This window comes from Paenibacillus sp. CB74 (genome assembly GCF_055687625.1).
Genome location: NZ_CM146009.1, coordinates 3,507,215 through 3,528,346 on the forward strand (window position 1 = coordinate 3,507,215; position 21,132 = coordinate 3,528,346).

General features: G+C 44.1%; 27 protein-coding genes. 4 read left to right on the forward strand and 23 right to left on the reverse strand.

The annotated features are described in order from the left end of the window. Positions 1-5: 5 nt before the first annotated feature. From ACX9NY_RS15585 to ACX9NY_RS15620, 8 genes are all read right to left on the reverse strand, one after another. Positions 6-1,013, reverse strand: coding sequence for a phosphotransferase (locus ACX9NY_RS15585; protein WP_472473635.1), 1,008 nt, complete (start codon positions 1,011-1,013; stop codon positions 6-8). A 40-nt stretch (positions 1,014-1,053) separates the two neighbouring features. After that, positions 1,054-1,647 carry a DUF4304 domain-containing protein gene (locus ACX9NY_RS15590; RefSeq protein WP_472473637.1) on the reverse strand — a complete coding sequence of 198 codons (594 nt, stop codon included), beginning with the start codon at positions 1,645-1,647 and terminating at the stop codon, positions 1,054-1,056. 27 nt (positions 1,648-1,674) lie between these two features. Next, positions 1,675-2,184 (reverse strand): DUF4275 family protein, encoded by a 510-nt coding sequence (locus ACX9NY_RS15595; RefSeq protein WP_472473639.1) that lies wholly within the window; start codon positions 2,182-2,184, stop codon positions 1,675-1,677. A 24-nt stretch (positions 2,185-2,208) separates the two neighbouring features. Then, positions 2,209-2,808, reverse strand: coding sequence for an NUDIX domain-containing protein (locus tag ACX9NY_RS15600; protein ID WP_472473641.1), 600 nt, complete (start codon positions 2,806-2,808; stop codon positions 2,209-2,211). 120 nt (positions 2,809-2,928) lie between these two features. Further along, complete coding sequence (locus ACX9NY_RS15605; protein ID WP_472473643.1) at positions 2,929-3,606, reverse strand: ABC transporter ATP-binding protein; 678 nt, start codon at positions 3,604-3,606, stop codon at positions 2,929-2,931. Further along, a complete protein-coding gene (locus ACX9NY_RS15610) occupies positions 3,603-4,733 on the reverse strand; it encodes an ABC transporter permease (protein WP_472473645.1) in 1,131 nt (376 codons plus the stop codon). Before ACX9NY_RS15610 ends, ACX9NY_RS15605 begins: the two co-directional genes overlap by 4 nt. Positions 4,734-4,800: 67 nt before the next feature. Then, positions 4,801-6,177, reverse strand: a complete 1,377-nt coding sequence (locus ACX9NY_RS15615; protein ID WP_472473647.1) for a sensor histidine kinase — start codon at positions 6,175-6,177, stop codon at positions 4,801-4,803. Continuing rightward, a complete protein-coding gene (locus tag ACX9NY_RS15620; RefSeq protein WP_339259797.1) occupies positions 6,174-6,851 on the reverse strand; it encodes a response regulator transcription factor in 678 nt (225 codons plus the stop codon). Before ACX9NY_RS15620 ends, ACX9NY_RS15615 begins: the two co-directional genes overlap by 4 nt. 289 nt (positions 6,852-7,140) lie before the next feature. Between ACX9NY_RS15620 and ACX9NY_RS15625 the strand changes: the two genes are divergently transcribed. After that, the gene (locus tag ACX9NY_RS15625) at positions 7,141-8,112 is read left to right on the forward strand and encodes a cation diffusion facilitator family transporter (protein WP_472473650.1); all 972 of its coding nucleotides are present in this window, start codon (positions 7,141-7,143) and stop codon (positions 8,110-8,112) included. Between the two features lie 353 nt (positions 8,113-8,465). Continuing rightward, on the forward strand, positions 8,466-8,894 hold the full coding sequence (locus ACX9NY_RS15630; protein ID WP_472473652.1) for a hypothetical protein: 429 nt from the start codon (positions 8,466-8,468) through the stop codon (positions 8,892-8,894). Between the two features lie 246 nt (positions 8,895-9,140). On the opposite strand, the gene ACX9NY_RS15635 is transcribed toward ACX9NY_RS15630, so the two are convergent. Further along, a complete protein-coding gene (locus tag ACX9NY_RS15635) occupies positions 9,141-10,112 on the reverse strand; it encodes an aldo/keto reductase (RefSeq protein WP_472473654.1) in 972 nt (323 codons plus the stop codon). 30 nt (positions 10,113-10,142) lie between these two features. Next, positions 10,143-10,559, reverse strand: a complete 417-nt coding sequence (locus ACX9NY_RS15640; RefSeq protein WP_472473656.1) for a MerR family transcriptional regulator — start codon at positions 10,557-10,559, stop codon at positions 10,143-10,145. A gap of 243 nt (positions 10,560-10,802) precedes the next feature. Between ACX9NY_RS15640 and ACX9NY_RS15645 the strand changes: the two genes are divergently transcribed. Then, a complete protein-coding gene (locus ACX9NY_RS15645) occupies positions 10,803-10,934 on the forward strand; it encodes a hypothetical protein (protein ID WP_339240598.1) in 132 nt (43 codons plus the stop codon). 45 nt (positions 10,935-10,979) lie between these two features. On the opposite strand, the gene ACX9NY_RS15650 is transcribed toward ACX9NY_RS15645, so the two are convergent. The 9 genes from ACX9NY_RS15650 to ACX9NY_RS15690 form a co-directional block, all read right to left on the reverse strand. Further along, complete coding sequence (locus tag ACX9NY_RS15650; RefSeq protein WP_472473658.1) at positions 10,980-11,843, reverse strand: phosphotransferase; 864 nt, start codon at positions 11,841-11,843, stop codon at positions 10,980-10,982. A 78-nt stretch (positions 11,844-11,921) separates the two neighbouring features. Further along, positions 11,922-12,395, reverse strand: coding sequence for an NUDIX domain-containing protein (locus ACX9NY_RS15655; RefSeq protein WP_472473660.1), 474 nt, complete (start codon positions 12,393-12,395; stop codon positions 11,922-11,924). Between the two features lie 31 nt (positions 12,396-12,426). Further along, on the reverse strand, positions 12,427-12,963 hold the full coding sequence (locus tag ACX9NY_RS15660; protein ID WP_472473661.1) for an HAD-IIIA family hydrolase: 537 nt from the start codon (positions 12,961-12,963) through the stop codon (positions 12,427-12,429). 61 nt (positions 12,964-13,024) lie between these two features. Continuing rightward, positions 13,025-13,240, reverse strand: coding sequence for a hypothetical protein (locus ACX9NY_RS15665; protein WP_339240594.1), 216 nt, complete (start codon positions 13,238-13,240; stop codon positions 13,025-13,027). 144 nt (positions 13,241-13,384) lie between these two features. Further along, entirely contained in the window at positions 13,385-13,825 is a 441-nt protein-coding gene (locus ACX9NY_RS15670) for an oxidoreductase (protein WP_339242980.1), read from the reverse strand. A 33-nt stretch (positions 13,826-13,858) separates the two neighbouring features. Beyond that, positions 13,859-14,722, reverse strand: a complete 864-nt coding sequence (locus ACX9NY_RS15675; protein WP_339240593.1) for a DUF4085 family protein — start codon at positions 14,720-14,722, stop codon at positions 13,859-13,861. Positions 14,723-14,750: 28 nt separating this feature from the next. Further along, on the reverse strand, positions 14,751-15,266 hold the full coding sequence (locus ACX9NY_RS15680) for a hypothetical protein (protein WP_339240592.1): 516 nt from the start codon (positions 15,264-15,266) through the stop codon (positions 14,751-14,753). Positions 15,267-15,778: 512 nt separating this feature from the next. Next, positions 15,779-16,267, reverse strand: a complete 489-nt coding sequence (locus tag ACX9NY_RS15685) for an NUDIX hydrolase (RefSeq protein ID WP_339240591.1) — start codon at positions 16,265-16,267, stop codon at positions 15,779-15,781. Then, on the reverse strand, positions 16,264-16,662 hold the full coding sequence (locus tag ACX9NY_RS15690; RefSeq protein ID WP_339240590.1) for a winged helix-turn-helix transcriptional regulator: 399 nt from the start codon (positions 16,660-16,662) through the stop codon (positions 16,264-16,266). The genes ACX9NY_RS15685 and ACX9NY_RS15690 overlap by 4 nt, the downstream gene beginning before the upstream one ends. Before the next feature lie 245 nt (positions 16,663-16,907). On the opposite strand from ACX9NY_RS15690, the gene ACX9NY_RS15695 reads away from it, so the two are divergent. After that, on the forward strand, positions 16,908-17,495 hold the full coding sequence (locus ACX9NY_RS15695) for an NAD(P)H oxidoreductase (RefSeq protein ID WP_472479307.1): 588 nt from the start codon (positions 16,908-16,910) through the stop codon (positions 17,493-17,495). 102 nt (positions 17,496-17,597) lie between these two features. Here ACX9NY_RS15695 and ACX9NY_RS15700 read toward each other — a convergent pair whose 3' ends face one another. From ACX9NY_RS15700 to ACX9NY_RS15715, 4 genes are all read right to left on the reverse strand, one after another. Then, positions 17,598-18,239: a FusB/FusC family EF-G-binding protein gene (locus ACX9NY_RS15700; RefSeq protein ID WP_472473664.1), complete on the reverse strand. Its 642-nt coding sequence runs from the start codon at positions 18,237-18,239 to the stop codon at positions 17,598-17,600. A gap of 387 nt (positions 18,240-18,626) precedes the next feature. Further along, positions 18,627-19,094: a GNAT family N-acetyltransferase gene (locus tag ACX9NY_RS15705; RefSeq protein ID WP_472473666.1), complete on the reverse strand. Its 468-nt coding sequence runs from the start codon at positions 19,092-19,094 to the stop codon at positions 18,627-18,629. Between the two features lie 235 nt (positions 19,095-19,329). After that, complete coding sequence (locus ACX9NY_RS15710; protein WP_253432288.1) at positions 19,330-20,202, reverse strand: carbohydrate ABC transporter permease; 873 nt, start codon at positions 20,200-20,202, stop codon at positions 19,330-19,332. Between the two features lie 16 nt (positions 20,203-20,218). Beyond that, the gene (locus tag ACX9NY_RS15715; RefSeq protein WP_472479309.1) at positions 20,219-21,127 is read right to left on the reverse strand and encodes an ABC transporter permease; all 909 of its coding nucleotides are present in this window, start codon (positions 21,125-21,127) and stop codon (positions 20,219-20,221) included. Positions 21,128-21,132: the final 5 nt, after the last annotated feature.

Here is a 21,132-nt window from a genome sequence, read left to right on the forward strand (position 1 = left end):
CTGGATTAAGTATTCAACCAGTTCTTCATATCTGAAATCATGTTTTCGTATTGTTTCAAAGCCTCTAAAGTGTAAATGACTTGTGATGTTCCCACTAACTGTTCCTCTATGTCCGTACATTCAATCCACAGTGACCGTTTAAGACTATATTCGAGCCAGTCCAACTTTCCAGCAAAACCATTATCCAGAACCACTTCCCAATTGGCTGTTAGACTCCCCACTCGCTTCTCATAACCAGCTATAAAAGCCAAGAACTTTTCCTTGTTTATACTTCCAGTGCTACCTACTGACCAATACACAGCGGTCTCGACCAGATCATGCATGGGATTAATATAACCTGCCGATTCCCAATCGATAATAATAGGTATGCCTTGTTTCCACATCACATTCTTCGGCTCCAGATCTCTGTGACTAATTACCTTATCGGATGCTAGCATTGAAGATGACTTCTTAGCCTTTGTGCTCCACTCATACAGCTTATTGATATTGGAATCCAAAATATCAATCCATTCTATATTCTCTTTCTTTCCTTTGTTCAGATAAAACATCCAATCTATTGTTTTAGGATTAGTTACCTGTGAACTATCCAATTCTAGTTGTCTAAAATCCGTTTTGTGGATATCTGCAAGGATCGTACCCATCAGAGAACTGTTATTGATCGTGACTTCATCTTGTTCCAAACATTGACCCTCAATCCAATCAAATATTAGATAGAATTGATTATCAATGTTATGCATAGAAGCGCCCTTTAACATTTTTGCAGGTTGAGCATGGATATGTTCAGCTGCCACGTTTGCTATTTTTTCTGAATCCATATAATTTTGCACAGCAGAAGGTCTTATCATGATCTGTGGATTCAATGCCTTAACTGCATAATTAGCTTGCGTCGTTTCAATGCTGTACATTCGATGAAGAAGTCCACCTGAGATTGGTTTGGGCGAACTGATCAATTCACCAAGCTGTAATTCGCTACACAGTTTATTGAAATTCAAATTATATTGAGTATCATTCATATGTCATCCCCTCATTTTGGCTATTTGTCTGGAGCAAAGCTTACAAACCGTACTCAGCAAAAATGGCTGCATATTTCTTTTCAAATATCGTCCAACGCTTTTCGGCTCCGTATTTGGCATGTAGTTGCTGTAAATAATACTTGGCTTCTTCCGTATCGCCGGCTTGTAGCAGGAAGCGGAAAGTTTCTTCACTTAAATGTAGCGCTGTCTTCGCCATATAATAATGGACTATATCTCTGGCCCCTGTTAGCGAGTGTAGGAATGAAATACCCTCTTCCAAATGTGAAACCAGTTCTTTCGATAAAGCGTCCTGATCAACATCAGGCGTTAGGGAATAGTGGTCTGGGGCGGATGGGACTATTTCCTCGATCCGGCAAGTAAAATGCGATTTGTTCTCCAATATGGCCCCACTCAAAGCAACGGACTGCAACTCCGCAAGCTCGGTGGAATGGACACTACAGTTAATATAAAACTGCACATGCCTACTGCTGTTATACTTTGATTTCTGGACGTTGAACTTGTATACGAGGTTTCTAACCGTTTTGTAGAAATTCAGATCTTTCTTGGAATAGCCGTGACTGGCCAATAAGGGTTTGACGTCTGTGTTGATGATCTTCTTAAACAGTTCCTGCATAAGATATCACTCCCATTTTGTTCAAAATCATGCTTGTTCTATTTTATAAAAATAAGGGCCACACATGGATTCATGCGTATACACGTACGTCCATGTAAACGCCCTGTCGAAGATATAGATATCTTGCTCCGAATCAAAATCCGCTGCAATGATCCGATTCGCATTTTCGTATAAAAGTACCCAACCGCCACTTTCATACATCACATATACTTCATCTTTCGGCTCGGCATTAAAAGCATCTCGTGCTTCATCATGTGTCAGACATTTCTGTTGTTCATAACTGAACATATGCCACTTGTACTGGCTATAATGGATAGACTCTTTGACCACATCATCGATATTATGGGCAAACACGCTATCCCATTGCTTTACAATCTCTTCGGATTCCTCGTACAGTTCGGAGACAACAACCCCTTTATCCTGCAAATTCTTCTTAAACCTATATTCCTGATGGATACGCTCAATTCCCCAATATGCTCGGTTCAGTTCCAATTCGGGTAAAGTATCCAGCAGCTCGTTAATTTTATCTCGAATCATCGTTACCTCCGTAGGATATCGGATTTAAAATACCTGGTCTTCGCCTGACTGTTTAGCTTCTTCTCGCAGCATATGAGCCAGTTGGTACATCTCAGCAATGTCATATCTGTTCTGCTTCTGGAATCTCCTAATCGCTTCGTCGATCTCAACAACCTCCACCGCAACTACCTGCTCGCCATCCTCTGGATTCAGCGGATCAGCTACAAGTTCAACGTCTCCATAACCGATGATTCTTACAAAATGGGGGTGCGGGATATGCGGTCGATATGGCTCCAACGCACTGGATGTGCAATAGAATTGACCAAAAATCTGATAGGATCGCATTTCTGCCCCAAGTTCCTCCATCAGTTCGCGCTTCAGTCCGTCCATATACGGCTCACCTGCTTCAAGCGTCCCCCCAGGCAGCTCCCAGTCTCCATTATCCAGTTGAAAAACAACACATTGATCCCCGACAAATGGAATGATACTAATATTGCTCACCTGCTTTTCATCCACGATGGCATTTAATCTGAACTCTGCCTCAATAAGGCCCCAATGAATCGACGTCGTCAGTGCCGGGAATTGTTCTGCATTCAAGCTGCTCAACCGCATCCGTTCCTCTCTATCTAAAATAAAATCTCTCATTTATATACTTCTCCCAATTATAGATGAAAATGAAGAAAGAAGGCCACCTTCCCCTTGAGGGAATACATGACCTTCTCGTCCTTAACCACATCAGATCGTTCTTGACAACTTACCTAATGTCTAATGATGAACCAGCTTTCCCTTTTCCAAAAAAAGAACCCGGCTACAGAGCGGCAAAATCCGCTCATCATGCGTAACCATCACTGCACTCTTGCCCTGCTCTTTCACAAGCCGTGCAATCATGCCGACAATATCCAGTCCGCGCTCCGCATCCAAGCTAGCTGTCGGTTCATCCGCGAGCAGGACAGCCGGATCATTCATCAACGCCCGCGCAATAGCGACCCGCTGACGTTCCCCGCCAGACAACTTCTCCGCATACGCCTTCCGCCGATGAGTCAATCCTACCGTATCCAGCAGCTCATCCACTCGTTTCTCCGCCTTGTTTTTATCCGTTCCGGCGAGCTTCGCGACCACCATCAGTTGTTCTTCTACTTTCAGGTAAGGAATGAGGTTGGCACTTTGAAATATAAAACCAAGCTGCTGAAGCCGTACATCAGATATGTCTTGTTTACTTTTGCCCATAATAGAAGCCCCGTCCAGCAGAACCTGTCCTTCCGTTGGTTCAAGAAGTGCGCCAGCAATAGACAGGAATGTACTTTTGCCAGAGCCGGAAGGCCCCATCACAGCCACTAGTTCCCCTTCGGCCACCTCAAGGTCGAGCTTATCCAGAATCGTGCGTTTGCTGCCACCATCTTCAAAGGTCTGAGTAATTTCCTGTAATACCAATCGGTTTCTCATGCTGCTGTCCTCCCAATCGCATCAAGCGCATCAATTTTGGTAACCTTCCACACTGAAAATAATGAACCCGCCATAGACATTAAAATGAACAATACACAGGTCAGTGCGAGGGTGGATAAACCTAATTGAAACGGCATTGATGCCGGCAGAATGGACTCAAACAGTCGAACCAACAGTACGCTAATGACCAGACTACCAACCGATAGAATGAATACTTGTAAAGAAACACTACCCGCCAGATATCCATTCCGCGTTCCGATTGCTTTCAATATGCCGAACTGACTTGTTTTCTGAATCGTGATGACATAGAAGAATACCGCAAGTACAAACGCTGAGATGACATATAGAAAAGCGATCATCATAAGCAACGATCCCTGCTCTTCCTTATATCCAGGAATAGCCGAAACGGCATCCGATTTCGTGATGACTTCCGTATTAGGCATTGCAGCACTTAGTCCGTCTACCTGCTCACTCGCGTCCTTTACCGCAATGGCATTGTATATCGGAGCATTGGCATTGGTGTCGGCCGAACCTTGTGTAGTCCGTGTCCCTCCTTGAAGCGTAAGCCATTCTTCTTCATTCAAGAACACGACCGGAGAGTGACTGAAAGACTCATTTTGTACAAATCCGCCAACGGTCCACTTCATCCCCGAAGCTTGATCGACCAGAACGGTGCCAATCGTCACACCAGATTCAGCTAACTTATGATCCACCACCACCTGCCCGTTGGTCTGATCCGTAATCGGAGTTCCTTCGATAACCGCTGCAGCAAGCCAGCCTTCCGGATTCACCATGAACAACGTGACATCGATCTTTTTCGTGTCGCCCATTGGACTGACGGTTGTCATTTTCACACCGAGCGGCTCAGCGTTCTCTTGCCCCACCACGGAGCGAGCTTGATCAAGCTGATCCTGATCCACTTGTGACCGGGTAAACCGATGATTCGAATCCTGTTCCAGCACAAAGTGGGTTGCTGCCATATTTTTGACCGAAGCTGCGTTATCATACGCCAGCCCCTGTGCAAGACCTGTAACAAACAGTACCAGAAATGAAACCAGCACCATGATTGTAGCAATTAAGGCATACCGCCCTTTGGCATACCTCATTTCCCGAATAGCCAAGTACATGTTGTGTGACCTCCCTCTTGATAACCCAAGTATAGGAGGCGAAAATGAACGGAAAATGAATAACAGATTACATCTGCGGAAGGGTCACGGTAAAGACCGTACCCGCTGGCGAACTGGCAACCTCAATTGTACCGTCATGGATTCGGATAATTTTCTGCACAATGGCAAGTCCAAGCCCGGTTCGTCCGGAAGAACGTTCCCGCGCACGGTCCACCCGATAGAATCGATCGAACAGGAAAGGCAGATGCTCCGCAGCAATGCCGTCCCCTGTATCCCGAATCTGAATCACACACTGGTTATCCATCTGTTCGGCATGAATCTCGATGCTTCTTCCTTGTGGAAGATGATTCACCGCATTACCGAGAAGATTCATCCAGACTTGCATGAGCAGCACTTCATTGCCAATCAGCTGGATGGATTCGGGCACCGAAATCCGAAGCAGCAGTTCTTTTTCTTCCAGTTGCCATTGCAGCACCTGAACCGCTTGCCGGAATTGATCCCGCAGAGAGAACTCCACTTTGGTCAGATCTTCGTTGCCTTGTTCCAGAGAGGACAGGAGAAGCAGCTGCTTGCTCAACAAGGAGAGATGACGGCTCTCCTCCTCAATGATCGACGCATAGTGCTCCCGTTCCTGTTCAGGCAGATCCCGATCTGCCACCAACTGGGCAAACCCCTGAATGGAGGTCAGCGGGGATTGAATCTCATGAGATACGTTGGATACAAACTGCTGCCGCGCCTGATCCACTCTCTCCAATTCACGACTCATGGTCATGAAATGCTGAGCCAGTTGACCAATCTCATCACGCCGTGCAGTAGGCAATTTCAGATTATACTTTCCTTGTGCAATCCGCTTGGTCGCCTCGGACAGACGTTCAATCGGATTGACCAGATAACGGGTACTGATCAGAAAGATCAAGATACTAATGCCTATGGTAAATGCGCCAATCAGTGCAAAAAAGATTCGCAGCTCACCGAACTGCAGAATTACATCCGGACGCATAAAGAGAGCGTAATTCGCATTGCCTAGCTGTAGATGAACACCCACGGTGTTGCTTAATTGATTATCGAAGAAACCGGTAATGAACGGTTTGCTTGGAAACTGCGCGACGCCATGGTATACCTCTCCATTCAGCACCAGTTCCACAGCTTGCTTGTCCAGATCCTTTTCACGGAATTCTCGGCCGTAGAATTGGTCGTTTCCTTTTCCATCCGTTACATAGATTTCGTATCCAAGATCGGCGGCATTGTTCAAATACTGCTCTATGGTCCCGGGTTGCTGCTCCACAAATTGTTTCATCTGCGTTGCAATGCCCACCAGCTTCTCATCATTGAAGTCCTTGAGCTTCGCATGATAATAGATATTCGATAAAAGGAAACCTAGCATGCCGCTGACCACAATCACCGCCACCGTAATAAGGAATACCCGGACATACAAGGTCCTCACGGTGCTTTCACCTCCATTTTGTAACCAATGCCCCGCACCGTTTGGATCACGAAATCATCCGTATAATCGGCAAACCGATCACGGAGTCGCTTAATATGTACATCAACAGTACGGTCATCTCCTTCGTAATCTGCTCCCCAGACAAGTCGAATGAGTTCATCCCGAGAGAACAAACGCCCCGGGAACTGGGCAAGCTGTGAGAGTAATTCGAATTCCTTCATTGGTAAAAAGAGAATGGATTGCCCGTCCGTAACCTCCACATTGTTCCGGTCGATCACGATCCGGTTCATGCGGATGATATCGCTGGATGTGCGATGGTAGCGGCGAAATAATGCCTTTACCCGGTAAACCAGTTCTTCGGGTTCAAACGGCTTGGTCACATACTCATCTGTTCCTTTCAAATAACCTTCTCTCTTGTCAGATAGCTGATCTCGTGCCGTCAGCAACATAATCGGAATGTCGTAATGCTGCCGAATGTAATCACATAATTCCAGTCCGTCCATGCCAGGCATCATGACATCGAGGATCGCCAGATCGATCGGCGTTTCTTGCATCAGTTTGACCGCTTCCAGTCCATCCTGTGCTTCATGTACCCGATAGCCTTCCTTGGTCATGACATGCCGGAGGAGTGCTCGAATATTTGCATCATCGTCTGCCAGCAGCAGATGTTTCATATCGTTGTCCGCCCTTCTATGTAGCGAGAACATCTCACTATGATCCTGCACAGATGGTAGCACAAAAGCAATCTCATTCGCCAGCACGTGTATGGAGATACCTTGGTATGTTTACATTTCCTTAAATCTGGTTGACACTACTATGAGGCGCAACTATAATAAAACCATAACATATGAACAACCGCTCATATATTCATTTATAGGTGGTTAATCCTTGTTAAGGATCATTTATAGTCACACTAGAATTTATATTACATAACGGAGCCTCGCTCCTAAGGAGAGGATTTATATGTCTGGACATCAACACAGTCATAACCAGGGGCACGATCACGCTCACACCACCAATAACAAAAAAGTATTGTTGTTTTCCTTCATTATTATTACCGTCTATATGATCGTTGAAGCCTTTGGCGGATTCATTACCAACAGCCTTGCTCTAATCTCGGATGCAGGTCATATGTTGTCCGATTCCATTGCGCTCGGGATCGCTTTGCTGGCGTTTACGTTTGGTGAAAAAGCCGTGAACACCGGCAAAACGTACGGATACAGAAGATTTGAAATTCTGGCTGCCACGTTAAACGGAATCACGTTAATCGCCATTGCGCTCTACATTTTCTACGAAGCCATTGGTCGATTCATTAACCCGCCAGAAGTTGCAACCGTAGGCATGTTAATTATCAGCGTCATTGGATTGCTCGTTAATATTCTGGTGGCCTGGATCATGATGCGTGGTAGCGATACGGAGAATAACCTGAACATGCGCGGTGCTTATCTGCATGTCATCAGCGACATGCTGGGATCGGTTGGGGCCATTGCGGCGGCACTGCTGATGATGTTCTTTGGCTGGGGTTGGGCCGATCCACTGGCGAGTGTCATTGTCGCGGCACTGGTATTGCGTAGTGGGTTCTATGTCACCAAATCATCTCTGCATATCTTGATGGAAGGCACGCCGGCCAATGTAGATGTGAATGACCTGGTGCAGACCATTAAACAAGTGGATGGCGTCAAAGGCGTACACGATGTGCATGTCTGGTCCATTACCAGTAACCTGAACGCACTGACTGCTCATATCGTCGTAGATGGAACGATGGATGTCTATGCATCCGAGACCTTGGTTCAGAAGATTGAACATATGCTGGAGCATAAAGAGATCAAACATGTAACACTCCAAGTGGAGTCCGAGAAACATCTGCATGATACCTCGGTACTATGTACCGTCAAGGGCGACGCACCAGATGCTCACGCACATCATCACCATTGATATGAATAGCTGTAAATAAAAACAGGACTTATTCCCGGTAGTGGAATAGTCCTGTTTTCATTTTCCACGTAACTTTAATGCCTTTCAGGTGTTATGTAATACACATAGCATTATCGAATTAACCGGTTTTACACCGTCATTTTCTTAATATAACGAGGAGGTTATATCTACTCATGGGAAACTTCCGTAAGTTCATTTCAGTGATCCTTGTACTGGTAACGCTTCTTCTATTTCTTAACTACCAGGAGCTAAGAGAAAACAATAGACTACAAAACATCATCATCAATGGTATATATAATTGTCAAACCGACTGCGACAGCATTACTTTGAAGGAATAGAAAGGGGTAATAATCATGACAAATAGACCATTTTTCCCGTCTCTTCTGCTCTTCCTTCTTCTCACAGCCTGTGCTTCAGAAGCTCCTGCTGAAAATCATGATACTGAAGTTATCCTAACAAATGAAGCTTTGCCCATTATTACGAATGTTGAGACTAACTTTCCCGAAAAAGAAGGTTGGATTATACTTCCTACTGATAGCACAGAGATAAATATCACAGTAGAGGCGACCAACGCGGAAACACTTCTTTTCTGGGCCGTTCCAACAGGAACAGAGACTTGGGGAGAAAGAGAACTGATCGGATACGATACCAATGAGAACGCTGGTTGGAAAATAACTTGGAATATTGCGGGTAAGTCTGTGCATCACCACATGACTGTTCAAGCATTAGGGAGTGACGGTAAGACTATTACAGATAAGACAATAAATATTACGAACGAGTAAGATCGATTTAAATCATTTAATTAACGAAAATATTTTTTTGATAAAGGAACCGCCCTACCCCAATAACTATTATCTTAAGTGGGACTCCATTATTTTTGTATATAAGTTATCTCTGAAATAAATGAAGAACGATTGGAGATGAATACAAATAGAGACTTTCACTAAAGGAGAGTCTCTTTTGTATTCCATATTTGTATTTTACTGAGCAACTATTTCGCTGCGGATAACAAGTTACACCCACATGATTTACCCGTTAAGCTGTGTCATCATTTCTTTCATATAACGTGTTCCATGAACCTCATTTTGAGGACTTACCTTTTCAATGCGAGCTAAGTCATCGGGTGTCAGTTCAATTGTTACAGCGTTCGCATTTTCCTCCAAATAGTTGATTCGTTTTGTTCCCGGAATCGGCAGTGCGTTATTAGCTATTGTCCAGGCTAAAGCCAATTGTGCAGGAGTACACTCCTTCTCCATCGCGATCTCTTTGATTTTATCCACAACTTCTATATTTTTGGCAAAATTTTCTCCTTGGAACCTCGGCATATATCTGCGCAGATCATTAACATGCAAATCTTCGAATTTCCGTATCTCACCTGAGATAAATCCTCTGCTTAATGGACTGTATGCAAAATGTGTAATATTCAGTTCTCTCGCAGTAGGCAGAATCTCGTCCTCAATATCCCGGCTCCACAGGGAATATTCGCTCTGCAACGCAGAAATCGGATGAACGGCGTGTGCCCGGCGTAAAGTGGAAGCCGATGCTTCCGACAAGCCAAGGCAGCGGACTTTCCCCTCTTTAACCAAATCAGCCATTGCGCCGACAGTTTCCTCAATCGGAATCTGAGGATCTACCCTGTGTTGGTAGTACAGATCAATATAGTCGGTGTCCAGCCGGTGAAGACTTGCTTCTACAGCCTTTTTCACGTAATCTGGATGACCATTCAACGTCTCATAGTTCGGGGTGTACGCAAATTTGGTAGCAATAATTGCCTGATCGCGACGACCCTTCAGCGCTTTCCCCAGTAGTTCTTCATTATGACCATTACCATACACGTCAGCTGTATCTAGCAGTGTAACGCCAATCTCTAGCGCGTGATGGATGGTCTTCATTGACTCCTCATCATTGGTTTCTCCGTACATCCCTGGAGACATGCCCATTATTCCCAATCCAATCGAAGATACAACAATATCGCTATTTCCCAGCACTCTTTGCTTCATTTCTCCATCTCTCCGTCCGTTAGTATTAGTCTAGTCTTTGCCGATGCTTTCCATTTGGTCTAGCAACTTGCTTTCTGAAGGAAGCTTTCCTGTCTCTATGTCTTCATAGATCGTCAATTTGTTATCCACCGCTGCAAGTGCCTCGGCAATTTCACTTTGGCGGTGATGTAATTCCTCTTTATATTCGTGAAGTATCGCTTTCCGTTGTGGAATTGTTGAATCACCATCCAGCGCCAGACTAACCATATGTTTCAATGTAGATACCTTCATACCCGTTGCCCGGAAACAAGACATCAATCTCATCCAATCCAAATGTTCTTCCTCGAACATCCGATTTCCATGTTGATCCCGCCTAATGAAAGGGAGCAGTCCCTCCTTCTCGTAATAACGAATTTTATGTGCAGGACAACCCAGCCGCTCGGAAGCTTCTTTTATCGAAAAAGCCATAATGCTGACTCCTCCTTTATGTTCATTTTGGGATGCATTTGGCCGGTTCTTTTACATCCTAAGGCTTCATGTTCACATTAAGGCAAGCACTAATTTCAAAAAAATAATTTAGCTGATCACTTTTTTTAACAAATGGAGGACATAACACACGCTTCAGTACTGGGAAGTAACGATTAGAGGAGATTTGCCGAGAAGATCGGTGAAAGCAGAAATACGGAGAAAAAGAACCTGGAGATGCTGGGGTTGTTTCACTTACTTCAAGCGTTGGGTGCCATAGAGTGCCCGAGCTTGATCTTAATTCAATTGTTCCTTGTAGGCGGATATACACGTATGGCGCTTGCCACCTTTGCCTTAATCCGATACGATATCGTTTAGTCTGAACTAAGGCATTCCGTGATAGCTGTAGAAACTTTTGCTAGATCAAAGTTCCTCACATAATCGCTTCCATTTATCCCATGCCTTCAAGTATTCAGGCAGATCATCCGGATGATGCTTGTTACTCAGCCCAATTCGGCAATAGAGATGGACCAGAGCTTCCTCGATCAATCTGGATTTGTCCATTTCCACCTGCTCTAACAGATCGAACGCAGTAAATAAGGTATCGGTGTTGATATCATCTGGCGAAGAGCTAAACGCATACAAGAAATCATAGAGGATAGGCCCAACCATTGGAGAGGGATCAATAGCGCCGATGAGTTCATTTTGATCGTATACAAAATTATGAACTCCCGTATCGCCATGCAAAAGAAACTTCTCTTCTTCCTCAAGAAACAGACGATCCACTTTAGATTGAACCACATGATAATCATCTGTCGTTAACATACTTCCGATATTCATCTTCGCTTCATGAATGCTAATCTGATTGAATTCTTTCCATGTCCTCTGCGGGAACTCCATTCTGCCCCATGATTTCGTATCTGTAGAACGCACATATGAATTGAAGAGCTCTTTCACCAGACGAGTTAACCAGTCTCTCTTCTGTCCTCTGTTGAAATGAGTTGTGCCTTCGATATAGGAGTAAATCAGATAAGTGTTGTCCTGAGCAGTCAACAAAACTTCAGGCAATAACGAAGAACTCTTATACGTCTCCAAAAACTGCTGGGCAATATGTATCTGTTCAGGTTCATCCGATTTTAATATATAGTGCTTATTCAGACTTGTACTCAACCGATAAACACGTCCAGCGGTGGTACCTGACAAACGTTGAATTTCAGTGATCACTTCGTTGATATGATGTATCTTGAATAAGTTATTGATCTCATTTACCGTTGGATTGATTAACATATAGTTCTCCTCATACAACTAGGATCTTGATTCATTTGGTAAACATGCGGCGAGGTTAGCTTCGAATTGTACAGTGGGTTATCTTTCAAAATGGGCTCGTTCTTCTTGCTTGGAGCTAAAAATATAATCCGGATACTGGTTTGCCATGGGTGGAAGCTGATCCTCGGGGAAAAACTGCAACTCCTTCATCTCTTCATTATCGGGCATGAGTTGCCCAGATTGGATCCTGCATTCAAATACGATAGTCAAATATTCGACCTGATGACCGTTACTGTATATAAACCGTCTTGCTTCACCACCGTATACTCCGATAATCTTCTCGGGTTCAACGACCAGACCTGTCTCTTCCAGTGTCTCTCTCACCATCGCTTGCGCCGGTGTCTCACCAAGCTCAATGGCTCCGGCAATCAAGCCCCAGGTTGATTCGTTATGTTTACGACCGAACAGGATCTCCCCTTGTTCATTTCGAATAATCCCAGCGACACCTGGCATAAAAATAAGCTCGTTGCCGATCTTGTTCCTGAGGTTTTTGTAATAGTCTGACATGCCCATACACAGTTACCTCCTGTCTTTTATTTTCTAATCACCTTCCATGAATGATCCATTGTACGGCATCCCAAATATCTGCTGCGATATAATCAGGTTCAGTCTCTAACCATTTGTCTCTAAATTGGGTTAGTGAAGATTCCCCCCAACCTGTTCTCACCATGATCTTGGTCGCTCCTACAGCATGGGCAGCAAGCATGTCTGTATCTCCCACATCTCCAATAACGATGCATTTGGATAAATCCAGACCGTGTTCCTCGGAAGCTTGCAGTAACATTCCAGGTTTCGGCTTTCGGCAACTGCATTCTTGCTCATGCGGACATATATAGGAGTGATCGAATCCGTACTCGCGAAACTGCGCTTCAAAATCCTGAACACTTGCTTCTCCACGTGAGATTCGATATTGATTCGTAAACGCCAGTACCATAATTCCTTCTCGTTTCAAACACATAATGGCTTCTTGAGCATTGGGGTATAATCTGAAATCTCTCGGATGAATAAAATGCCCTGTACCACCGATGGTTCCATCTCTGTCTATGAAAACAGCTTGTACATTCCCATTTGCTTTCATCATGGTCTGTTCCTTTCTGAGAACATATTATTGTATCTCTCGCCTCTGATCTAAAATTATTTCCCTATACTTTTTCGTCAAAAATATGCTTGCTATTATCTTGCTGCTTATGGTGTTGCTGTTTTTTGATTTCAGTTTTAAGATAGTGTACTTCTTTAATTAATGCGTCCAACTTTTTCGATGTTTTGGATGAATCTACGGCATAACGTATGATTGCCGCAAAGATAAGAACTACAATAATACTTATAAGTGGTACGATTAAAGCCCAGAATAACTCCATATTGTTGCTCAACTCCTTGCTGTCAAAAAACTAAATTGTAAAACTCTTCTGAGAACCAAAACCATATCACCCCCAGGATCACCATGATGGTGCCTAGTACTTTTAATATAATTTCGATATGTTTGAGGATATCACTATTTTCCCTTACTGAATTCCCGCCGTACCAAACGTACTTTCGATGGCTTTTTTATAATTTTCCCAATCAAAAAAGAATGGGCCCACCTGCAGTTTCTTGTCATTCAATATGAAATCTCTCCAGATCACAACATCATCTTCCCTATCAATCTTTACAGAGATAAACCCACATTCTTCATCCCCACACCAGGGACATACTAAAATCGGATATCTATCATACAGGGATTCATGTGGCTTTTTAAGTAAAAAATAATCAATAAGAAGTCTTTGATATTCATTGCTTCCCCATCCCAGACAAGGGATCAGATCATGTTTTTTCAGCCTTTGATAGAGCGATGTGCCATCAATTATGATGTCAGCAAATCTCGTATTTTTATTCCCATCCTGTTCAGGATCGAACTCATCGTATCTAGAACCTAATTTGGTTTCTATGGTGCTAATTTTCACTATAATTCCTCCATATTCATCCTCAGTGACTCTCTCTCATTCTTCCTCTACCAGAATGTCAGCACAGCGAACAATTAGCTCAGGCATATTCTCTCCATCAAATAGAACATGAAGCTCATATCCGTTATCGATCCGATACAGCTCCTGATACAACCAGTAAGTGCCTATAATCCCACCGTCTTGCTTAAGGATTTCGGGTGCAACCAGCGTAAGTTTATTTATATTGGTGAAGCCCCCGCGGGTGTCAAAACGAATGAGCACTTCATCCCCTGTCAGTAGTTCCGTCACTGTACAATCATGAAATTGAACCCGGTTACGAATTTCATCCGGAATATCCTGTGCTATAATGACTTCCCGGTATTCATCCGATACACGCTCCATCTCTCTCCTATTTTCTGCGCTCTGTTTCTTTAGCTGTAGCATAACTTCTCTAGTACAGTAGCCCAACGTAAACACACGGATATCCGCAATTTGTTCAACGATTTTCTGTGGCAATTTCTCTGCCTTATATCGAAAATTCCATTCCATTGATTCTTTGTACTCTTCTTTGCATTTCTTCTCATCAAACGGAGGGCGTACATCATACTCTGCAATAAGTTTCTCGATATGCGCTCTTTGTTCCGGAGGCATGTGGTAAACGATCTGATCCTCTTCTTTCACTTCTTCCTCACCGAAAGCTTTGTCTACGCGAGTGAGCACCTGTCCATCATGCTCGAGCATGTAACGTGGGTCCAAATTATATAACTCTCGCTCCTGCTTTACATGCGCTTTTTCCTTTCTTTTATACAGCCTTGAAAATAGATTCTCATCGAACTCGTAAGCTCCGTTATGTACTCTTAATCCAAAATGAAGATGTGTCTGCTGACAAAGCTCATACCATTCTTTCGTTAGATATCTCATGGGCATCTCTCCTACTGATTTCTAGAATCTACTTTGCGATTGAAGCGTAAAGCTTTTTTATTTGTGACGAGAATTTAGCTGCACCTGGAATATGTGTGCGTTTAAAAAACGCTGTTAATTGTTTCGGATGGTTTTTGACCATATCATATTCAATGATGGTGTTAGCGATAACAGATCTCGTAAAACCTAATACCTCGACCACTTCAGATCGATCTCCTGCCTCAAGCTCCTCGCCTTCTGAAAATTCTCCATCTGGATCATCGTCTAATTGCTCACTGAATGTTAAGCGAGCCAGAACATAGGACATGATGTGGTCCTTATTTCCGTCCATCTGCTCCATAATCCACTGTATGCACTCTTCTTCGGTTGGAGCCGAGACGCCAAAACCCTCCAGCACATATTTCCGTTCATTAAATGAATCCATCAGCAAGGATGCTTCAAAACTGGCATGCTCGACAAATTGGACCTGAGGTTTAAGCTGAATGATTTCAGCTGTTACCTGTGTATACCAATCACTCGTTAGAAACTGCTCTATGGTTTGCATTGCTACGCCTCCCCTATCTTCAGCCTTAACCATTCCTTATACTCAACAGACGTACGGGTCTACGCCAAGGTTTGAAAAAATCTGTGCTTTATTTCTTTGTCGTTTCGCGCCGCCCATTCATGTACCGCTTCTACGCCTGTAGTCTCCTGACCTCGTTAAAATAAAAACATAGATCGATCGGCACTAACCGTTTACCATAGAGTTTGATGCCAATTCGTCTGTAATTCATATAAATACACTCAATCTGAGATGCATCATATCTCTGATGTTTCGTAGAAATCACATGATCGCTTTCCAGCGTAATACTGGGTTTAGTGAAAAATAAACGCCAGATCAGGAAAACGATATAAACCAGAATATAGGTCAATATAGCGATCAGGGAGTACTTCAGAAACCCATTTTTATCGTACATACCATCCCTCAAAAGTATGACTTCAATGACCAACATACATAGTAGGCTCAACCATGCTCTTGGATAAATCGTCTTGTATGTGATAAGTCTTACCTCCTAATCATTCTCCATGAATCCGAAGCCACTTGGAAGGGGCTTTTCTGGCAAAATGCTTTTCAACAAAATGCAAAATATCATTAATGCCGGGCAATGCCGCATTTTCCCTGGCTTCGTCAAACGTCATCCATTGGTACTCGGTATGTTCATGATTTAACCGGACAGGCTGGCCTTCATCCACATATCCTACGAATACGGGAGCGGTATAGATATAATCTTCCTTGGATGAATAATATTGTTCGAATTGATTGGCAGAATACAACCGTACTTCCGTAATGCCTGTTTCCTCGTGAACTTCTCTCAGTGCAGCTTCCCATGCCTTCTCGCCCTTCTCTATCCCGCCGCCAACATAACACCATTCATTATGCAACATCCGACCAGCCCGCTTTAACATCAGTACACGGTATTGATCGTGGCTCTTCTTCAACAGAACTACAGCCACGCCTTCACAACGAAAGGGCACTGCCTGTTTCGCGTGCTCCGCACCATTCATCTTCCCGCCCCCTTCTCTTCGGAATCAAAGTCTTCCAGAACCTTAAACTTATCCCCGTGGATTTTGTCCAGATGATCTTCTCCCCAATAACACAAATGGTCCAAGGCAGGCTTAAGTCCCCAGCCGTAATCCGTTAACTCATACTCCACTTTGGGAGGAACCTCCGAATATACCTTGCGCTGCACAATCTCGTCTTTTTCGAGACCTCTGAGCTGTGTTGTCAGCATCTTCTGCGTAATGTCGGGTATCAATCGTCGAAGCTCTGACGTGCGTTTCCGTCCAGTCATTAAGTGATAAATGATCAATGGCTTCCACTTCCCACCCATCACTTCCAAAGCCGCTTCCACGCCTACTCTATATTTCTTTGGAGCACTTGTTTCTCCATGTTCCGTCATTTTTGAACCCCTCCATATCCAGTTGTATCCCAGATGAAAATATAATCTTTTTGCTGTTCTTCTTTCTATTTTTAAGCTCATTTCGAGGCATGCATTTAGGGTACTTCAATGTTCCTATGGCACTTTATTCTTCTTATAGAACATCAAAGTGCGTACTTCCAGATGTTTTCATACCTGTTTATAATAGCATCAGCCATTGAATTATGGCTACAAGACCGCAATCCAGAAAGGTAGTGAAAGTTAAGATGAACGTACTCGTTGTCGTATCCCACCCGCGTAAAGATTCGTTGACCTTCCAGGTAGCTGAACGTTTTGCAAAAGGGCTTACCGAGGCTGGTCACGGTTATGAAATATTGGATTTGCATGGAATTGGATTCGACCCGATTCTTCGTGAAAAGGATGAACCCGACTATACCCAAGAGAATCAAGTGTTCTCACCTGAGGTTGTAACCGAGATGGAGCGTTTGAAGAAGCACGATGCTGTGGCTTTTGTGTTTCCCCTCTGGTGGTGGCATCTGCCAGCCATGTTGAAAGGTTATGTGGATCGTGTCATGAACAACGGGTTTGCATATGGAAAGAACAAACTTCCTCATCAGCAAATATTGTGGCTCTCTCTTTCAGGTGTGACGGAAGAACAGATGCACAAGCGCAACTATGGTGAATCAATTGCCAATCTGCTCAATGTGGGTATTGCCGATTACTGCGGCGTGTCCCGATCCAGGGTTGAGTTTCTATATGAAACGTTGGAATCCAAGCCTGAGCATTATGAGGCATTACTGAACCATGCACATAACCTGGGACTGAATTATGCCAACGATCCTTCGACGCTATAAAGATATTTTAGTGCTACATTAATATGAGGTCTGACGCTGCAACTCCGCTTGAACACGGCAAAAAGGTCGCTCCGAAGAGCGACCCTGTTTGTTTAAATGTAATTATTTTAGGGTCGAGAGAAGAAAATTCTCCAGCATAGTGGTATCGGTGATGCTATGGTTGCAAGCTGTGTTATCCATGCATACGTACTGGGCCACGGAAGAAATGTTGTCCGGCGTATAACTCTTGGTCTTCACGTTGAAGAATCCGAGCTCCTGATGGCGATGACAGAACATGCAGTACCCTTTCTTGTTCGTGGCTGTAAGCCGTCCCTCAATCCCGAGCAATGTGCCCTCATGCGGGTACACGATGAACAAGCGATCGGTAGCAATATCGGTCCATCTCAGATAAGTTGTCCGTGCGTAATCGATGGATTCCAGATCCGGCACTTTGAGCTTCTTTACCTTGGGAAACAGCTTCTGAATCTGCTTCGCGGATACTTGCGGAAATGGAATCAGATATACTTCCAGCTGGTTCAGATAGGTCTGCAACTCATTTGTCTTCTCATACGTGGATAACTGCTCTAGCAGTTGCTTTTGTTCCGGCGTCAGATCATCGAAGATGCCAACGGCATTCGTGCTGACGGTATAACGGACCGTATCCAATACTTTGGGGTCCACGACCGAGCGTAGCGTTTTCAGCAGGAAATCAGCTTGTTTATGAATATAATTGAATTGATGATTGTGAATAAATGGTGTTTGCATGGCTTTCAGCCCCTTATATTTATTATGAAAATAAAGTAAGGTGCAAAGCCTGCGGTTTGAACCATGTTGATGTTGATTCCAGGGCAAACGATCTCATTTTTGTCGCGCCCTACACAAAGTCCGCCCCTATTCAGGCTTTGCGTAAGGCTTTCTAGCGAACGAGCAATCCGGCATCATCCATATTGCCACGTCATAACCCCCAATACGATAGATATATCGGAATTATAACAGGGCAGCATAGTGTAGGCAACGGGCTTCGTTCCAATTTCCTCTGTTCAAGAAATATGATTGATTCTCAGGCTTTCTTCCCATTTTCCACGAAATGATCTACCGCTGACTGCTTAATGTCCTCCTGAAGAACGAGCAGAATCGGGGCTGTACGGACAATTACAAAGTTAATACCGCCTGTACTTCACCACATGCCAATACTTCACCAGTTTGAATAAAACCAAGAGAGTCATAAATTTTCTTCGCAGCTAGATTTTCAGGTTTGTAGGTGAGTTCTACAACTTTGGCTTTTCCACGTGGGAAAGTCCTCGCATACTCAATTGCTTTTACTACCATTTCTTTACCATATCCGTTACCTTGGTATCGCTGGTCAATCATCATCTTGAAGATGCCATAACTGCTATATTCAAAGTTGCCATCCCCGTCATCATAGTACATCGAAATAAAACCTACCATATTGTCTTCCTTATAGACTGCAAAAGTAATAATAATCTGCCCCTCATCTGAGGCAATGTACGCTTCAGCAAGTGCATGTTGGTTCGAGGATATGAATCTTTGTTGGTCTGGAGTGACTTTAAGTTCAATACATTCGATAAAATTATCCCAAGTTATTTTTCTAAATTCCATTTTGAATTCCCTCCTGCACTCGATCGTTAATGATGTTGGCTTTATTGAAGATAACTATTTAATCAACTTCAACTGTACCATTTTATTCAAATAAAGGTAATACACTACATATAAGCAACATTCTTTATCCATACACAAAAAAGAAGCCACCGCCCTGGCCTTCCCCAGTTCAGTGACTCCCTTTTCATAATAGATTCATTTAAGTTAAGCAACACATGTTTACACTTACATTTAACTACTCCTTAACAGCACCAACCACAATCCCCGTTACAAAGTACCGTTGCAGGAACGGATACACGAGCAGGATCGGCAGTGCGCTGATAAAGATCTGCGAAGCCCGAATCGTCCGTTGGGACAGGTTCTTCACCGCTTCCGGATCAAGCTTCGACATATCGGCCTGCACGATGATCGTCTGCATGAATGTTGCCAGTGGCAGCTTTTCCGCATCACGGATGTAGATGATCCCATCAAAGTATGCGTTCCAATGCCCAACCATCATGAAGAGTGAAACCGTTGCAATAACAGGTACGGAGACCGGCAGATAGATTTTGATAAACGTCTGCAAGTGACCTGCCCCATCGATAAATGCAGCTTCCTCCAGATCCTTCGGAACGGTACGGAAGAAATTCAGCAATAGAATGATGTTGAACACCGCAACCAATCCCGGCAGGATCAAGGCCAGCAATGTGTTCATCAGTCCCAGCTTCAGAATCAGGATATACCCCGGAATGAGGCCACCGCTGAACAGCATCGTGATGACAAAATACCACAGATAGATGTTACGTGCGCGGAACACTCGCGTCTCCTTGGACAGCGCATAGGCTGCAAGTGTATTGACGATTAACGCAAGCCCTGTACCGAGTACGGTCCGCTCCACGGATACCCATAAGGAGGAGAGGAAGTTGGTATTGGCAAATGTTTTCGCATACGCCTCCAATGTAAATCCAATCGGCCAGAACGTGACGAGACCAGCATTCGCAGGTGCAGATGCGCTAAGAGATACCATGAGCAAGTGATACAAAGGCAGCAAGCAGAGCAGTGAAAGCAGGGTCAGTAACACATTGTTGAATATGCTGAATATGCGGTAAGGCATCGTTTTATGATACATTCGTTCGTCCTCCTCTCTAGAAAATGCGGTATCCGGCGAATCGGTAAGCCAGTCGGTACGAGATCACAATCAGGATCAGGCTGATGACTGATTTGAACAGATTCACAGCGGTAGCGAAACTGAACTGCCCACTAAGCAGACCTTCTCTATACACAAACGTATCGATAATATCGCCTTGTTGGTAAATCAACGGACTATATAAGTTAAAGATCTGGTCAAAGTTGGCGTTAAGCACATTCCCCAGTGCCAAGGTTGCAATGACGATCCCAATCGGAATAAGAGCCGGGATGGTAATATACATCGTTTGCTTCCAGCGTCCTGCGCCGTCCACCTCAGCCGCTTCATACAGAGCCGGGTTAATGCCGGACAGTGCCGCAAGGAAGATGATGGTGTTGAATCCAAACTCTTTCCAGACATCACTCGCGATAATCGTGAATCGGAACCAGCTGCCATCCCCCAGGAAGAAGATCGGCTTGATGCCGAATACCGAAACCAGGAACTGATTGACAATACCCGTCTGGGCAAGAATGTCGATCAGGATACCGGATAACGTTACCCATGACAGAAAGTGTGGTAGATACACGAGCGTTTGAATCGTTCTTTTCAGCGCCATCTTCCGTACCTCGTTGAGCAATAAGGCGAAGACAAACGGAATGATCAGATTCATGACAATCTTCGTACAGGCAAAAAATAGCGTGTTCCACGTAATTTGCAGGAAATAATCATTTTCCCACATATACCTGAAGTGCTTTAGTCCTACCCATTCGGAATTGAAAAATCCCAGTGCAGGTTTATAATCCTGAAATGCCATCAAAATCCCGGACATCGGAATGTATGAAAATATAAAGACCATAATGGCCGCCGGTAACACCATGAAGTGCAGAATCCATGGCTGTTTATAGCGTTTTTTTCTCTTTTTCTCCATCTTGC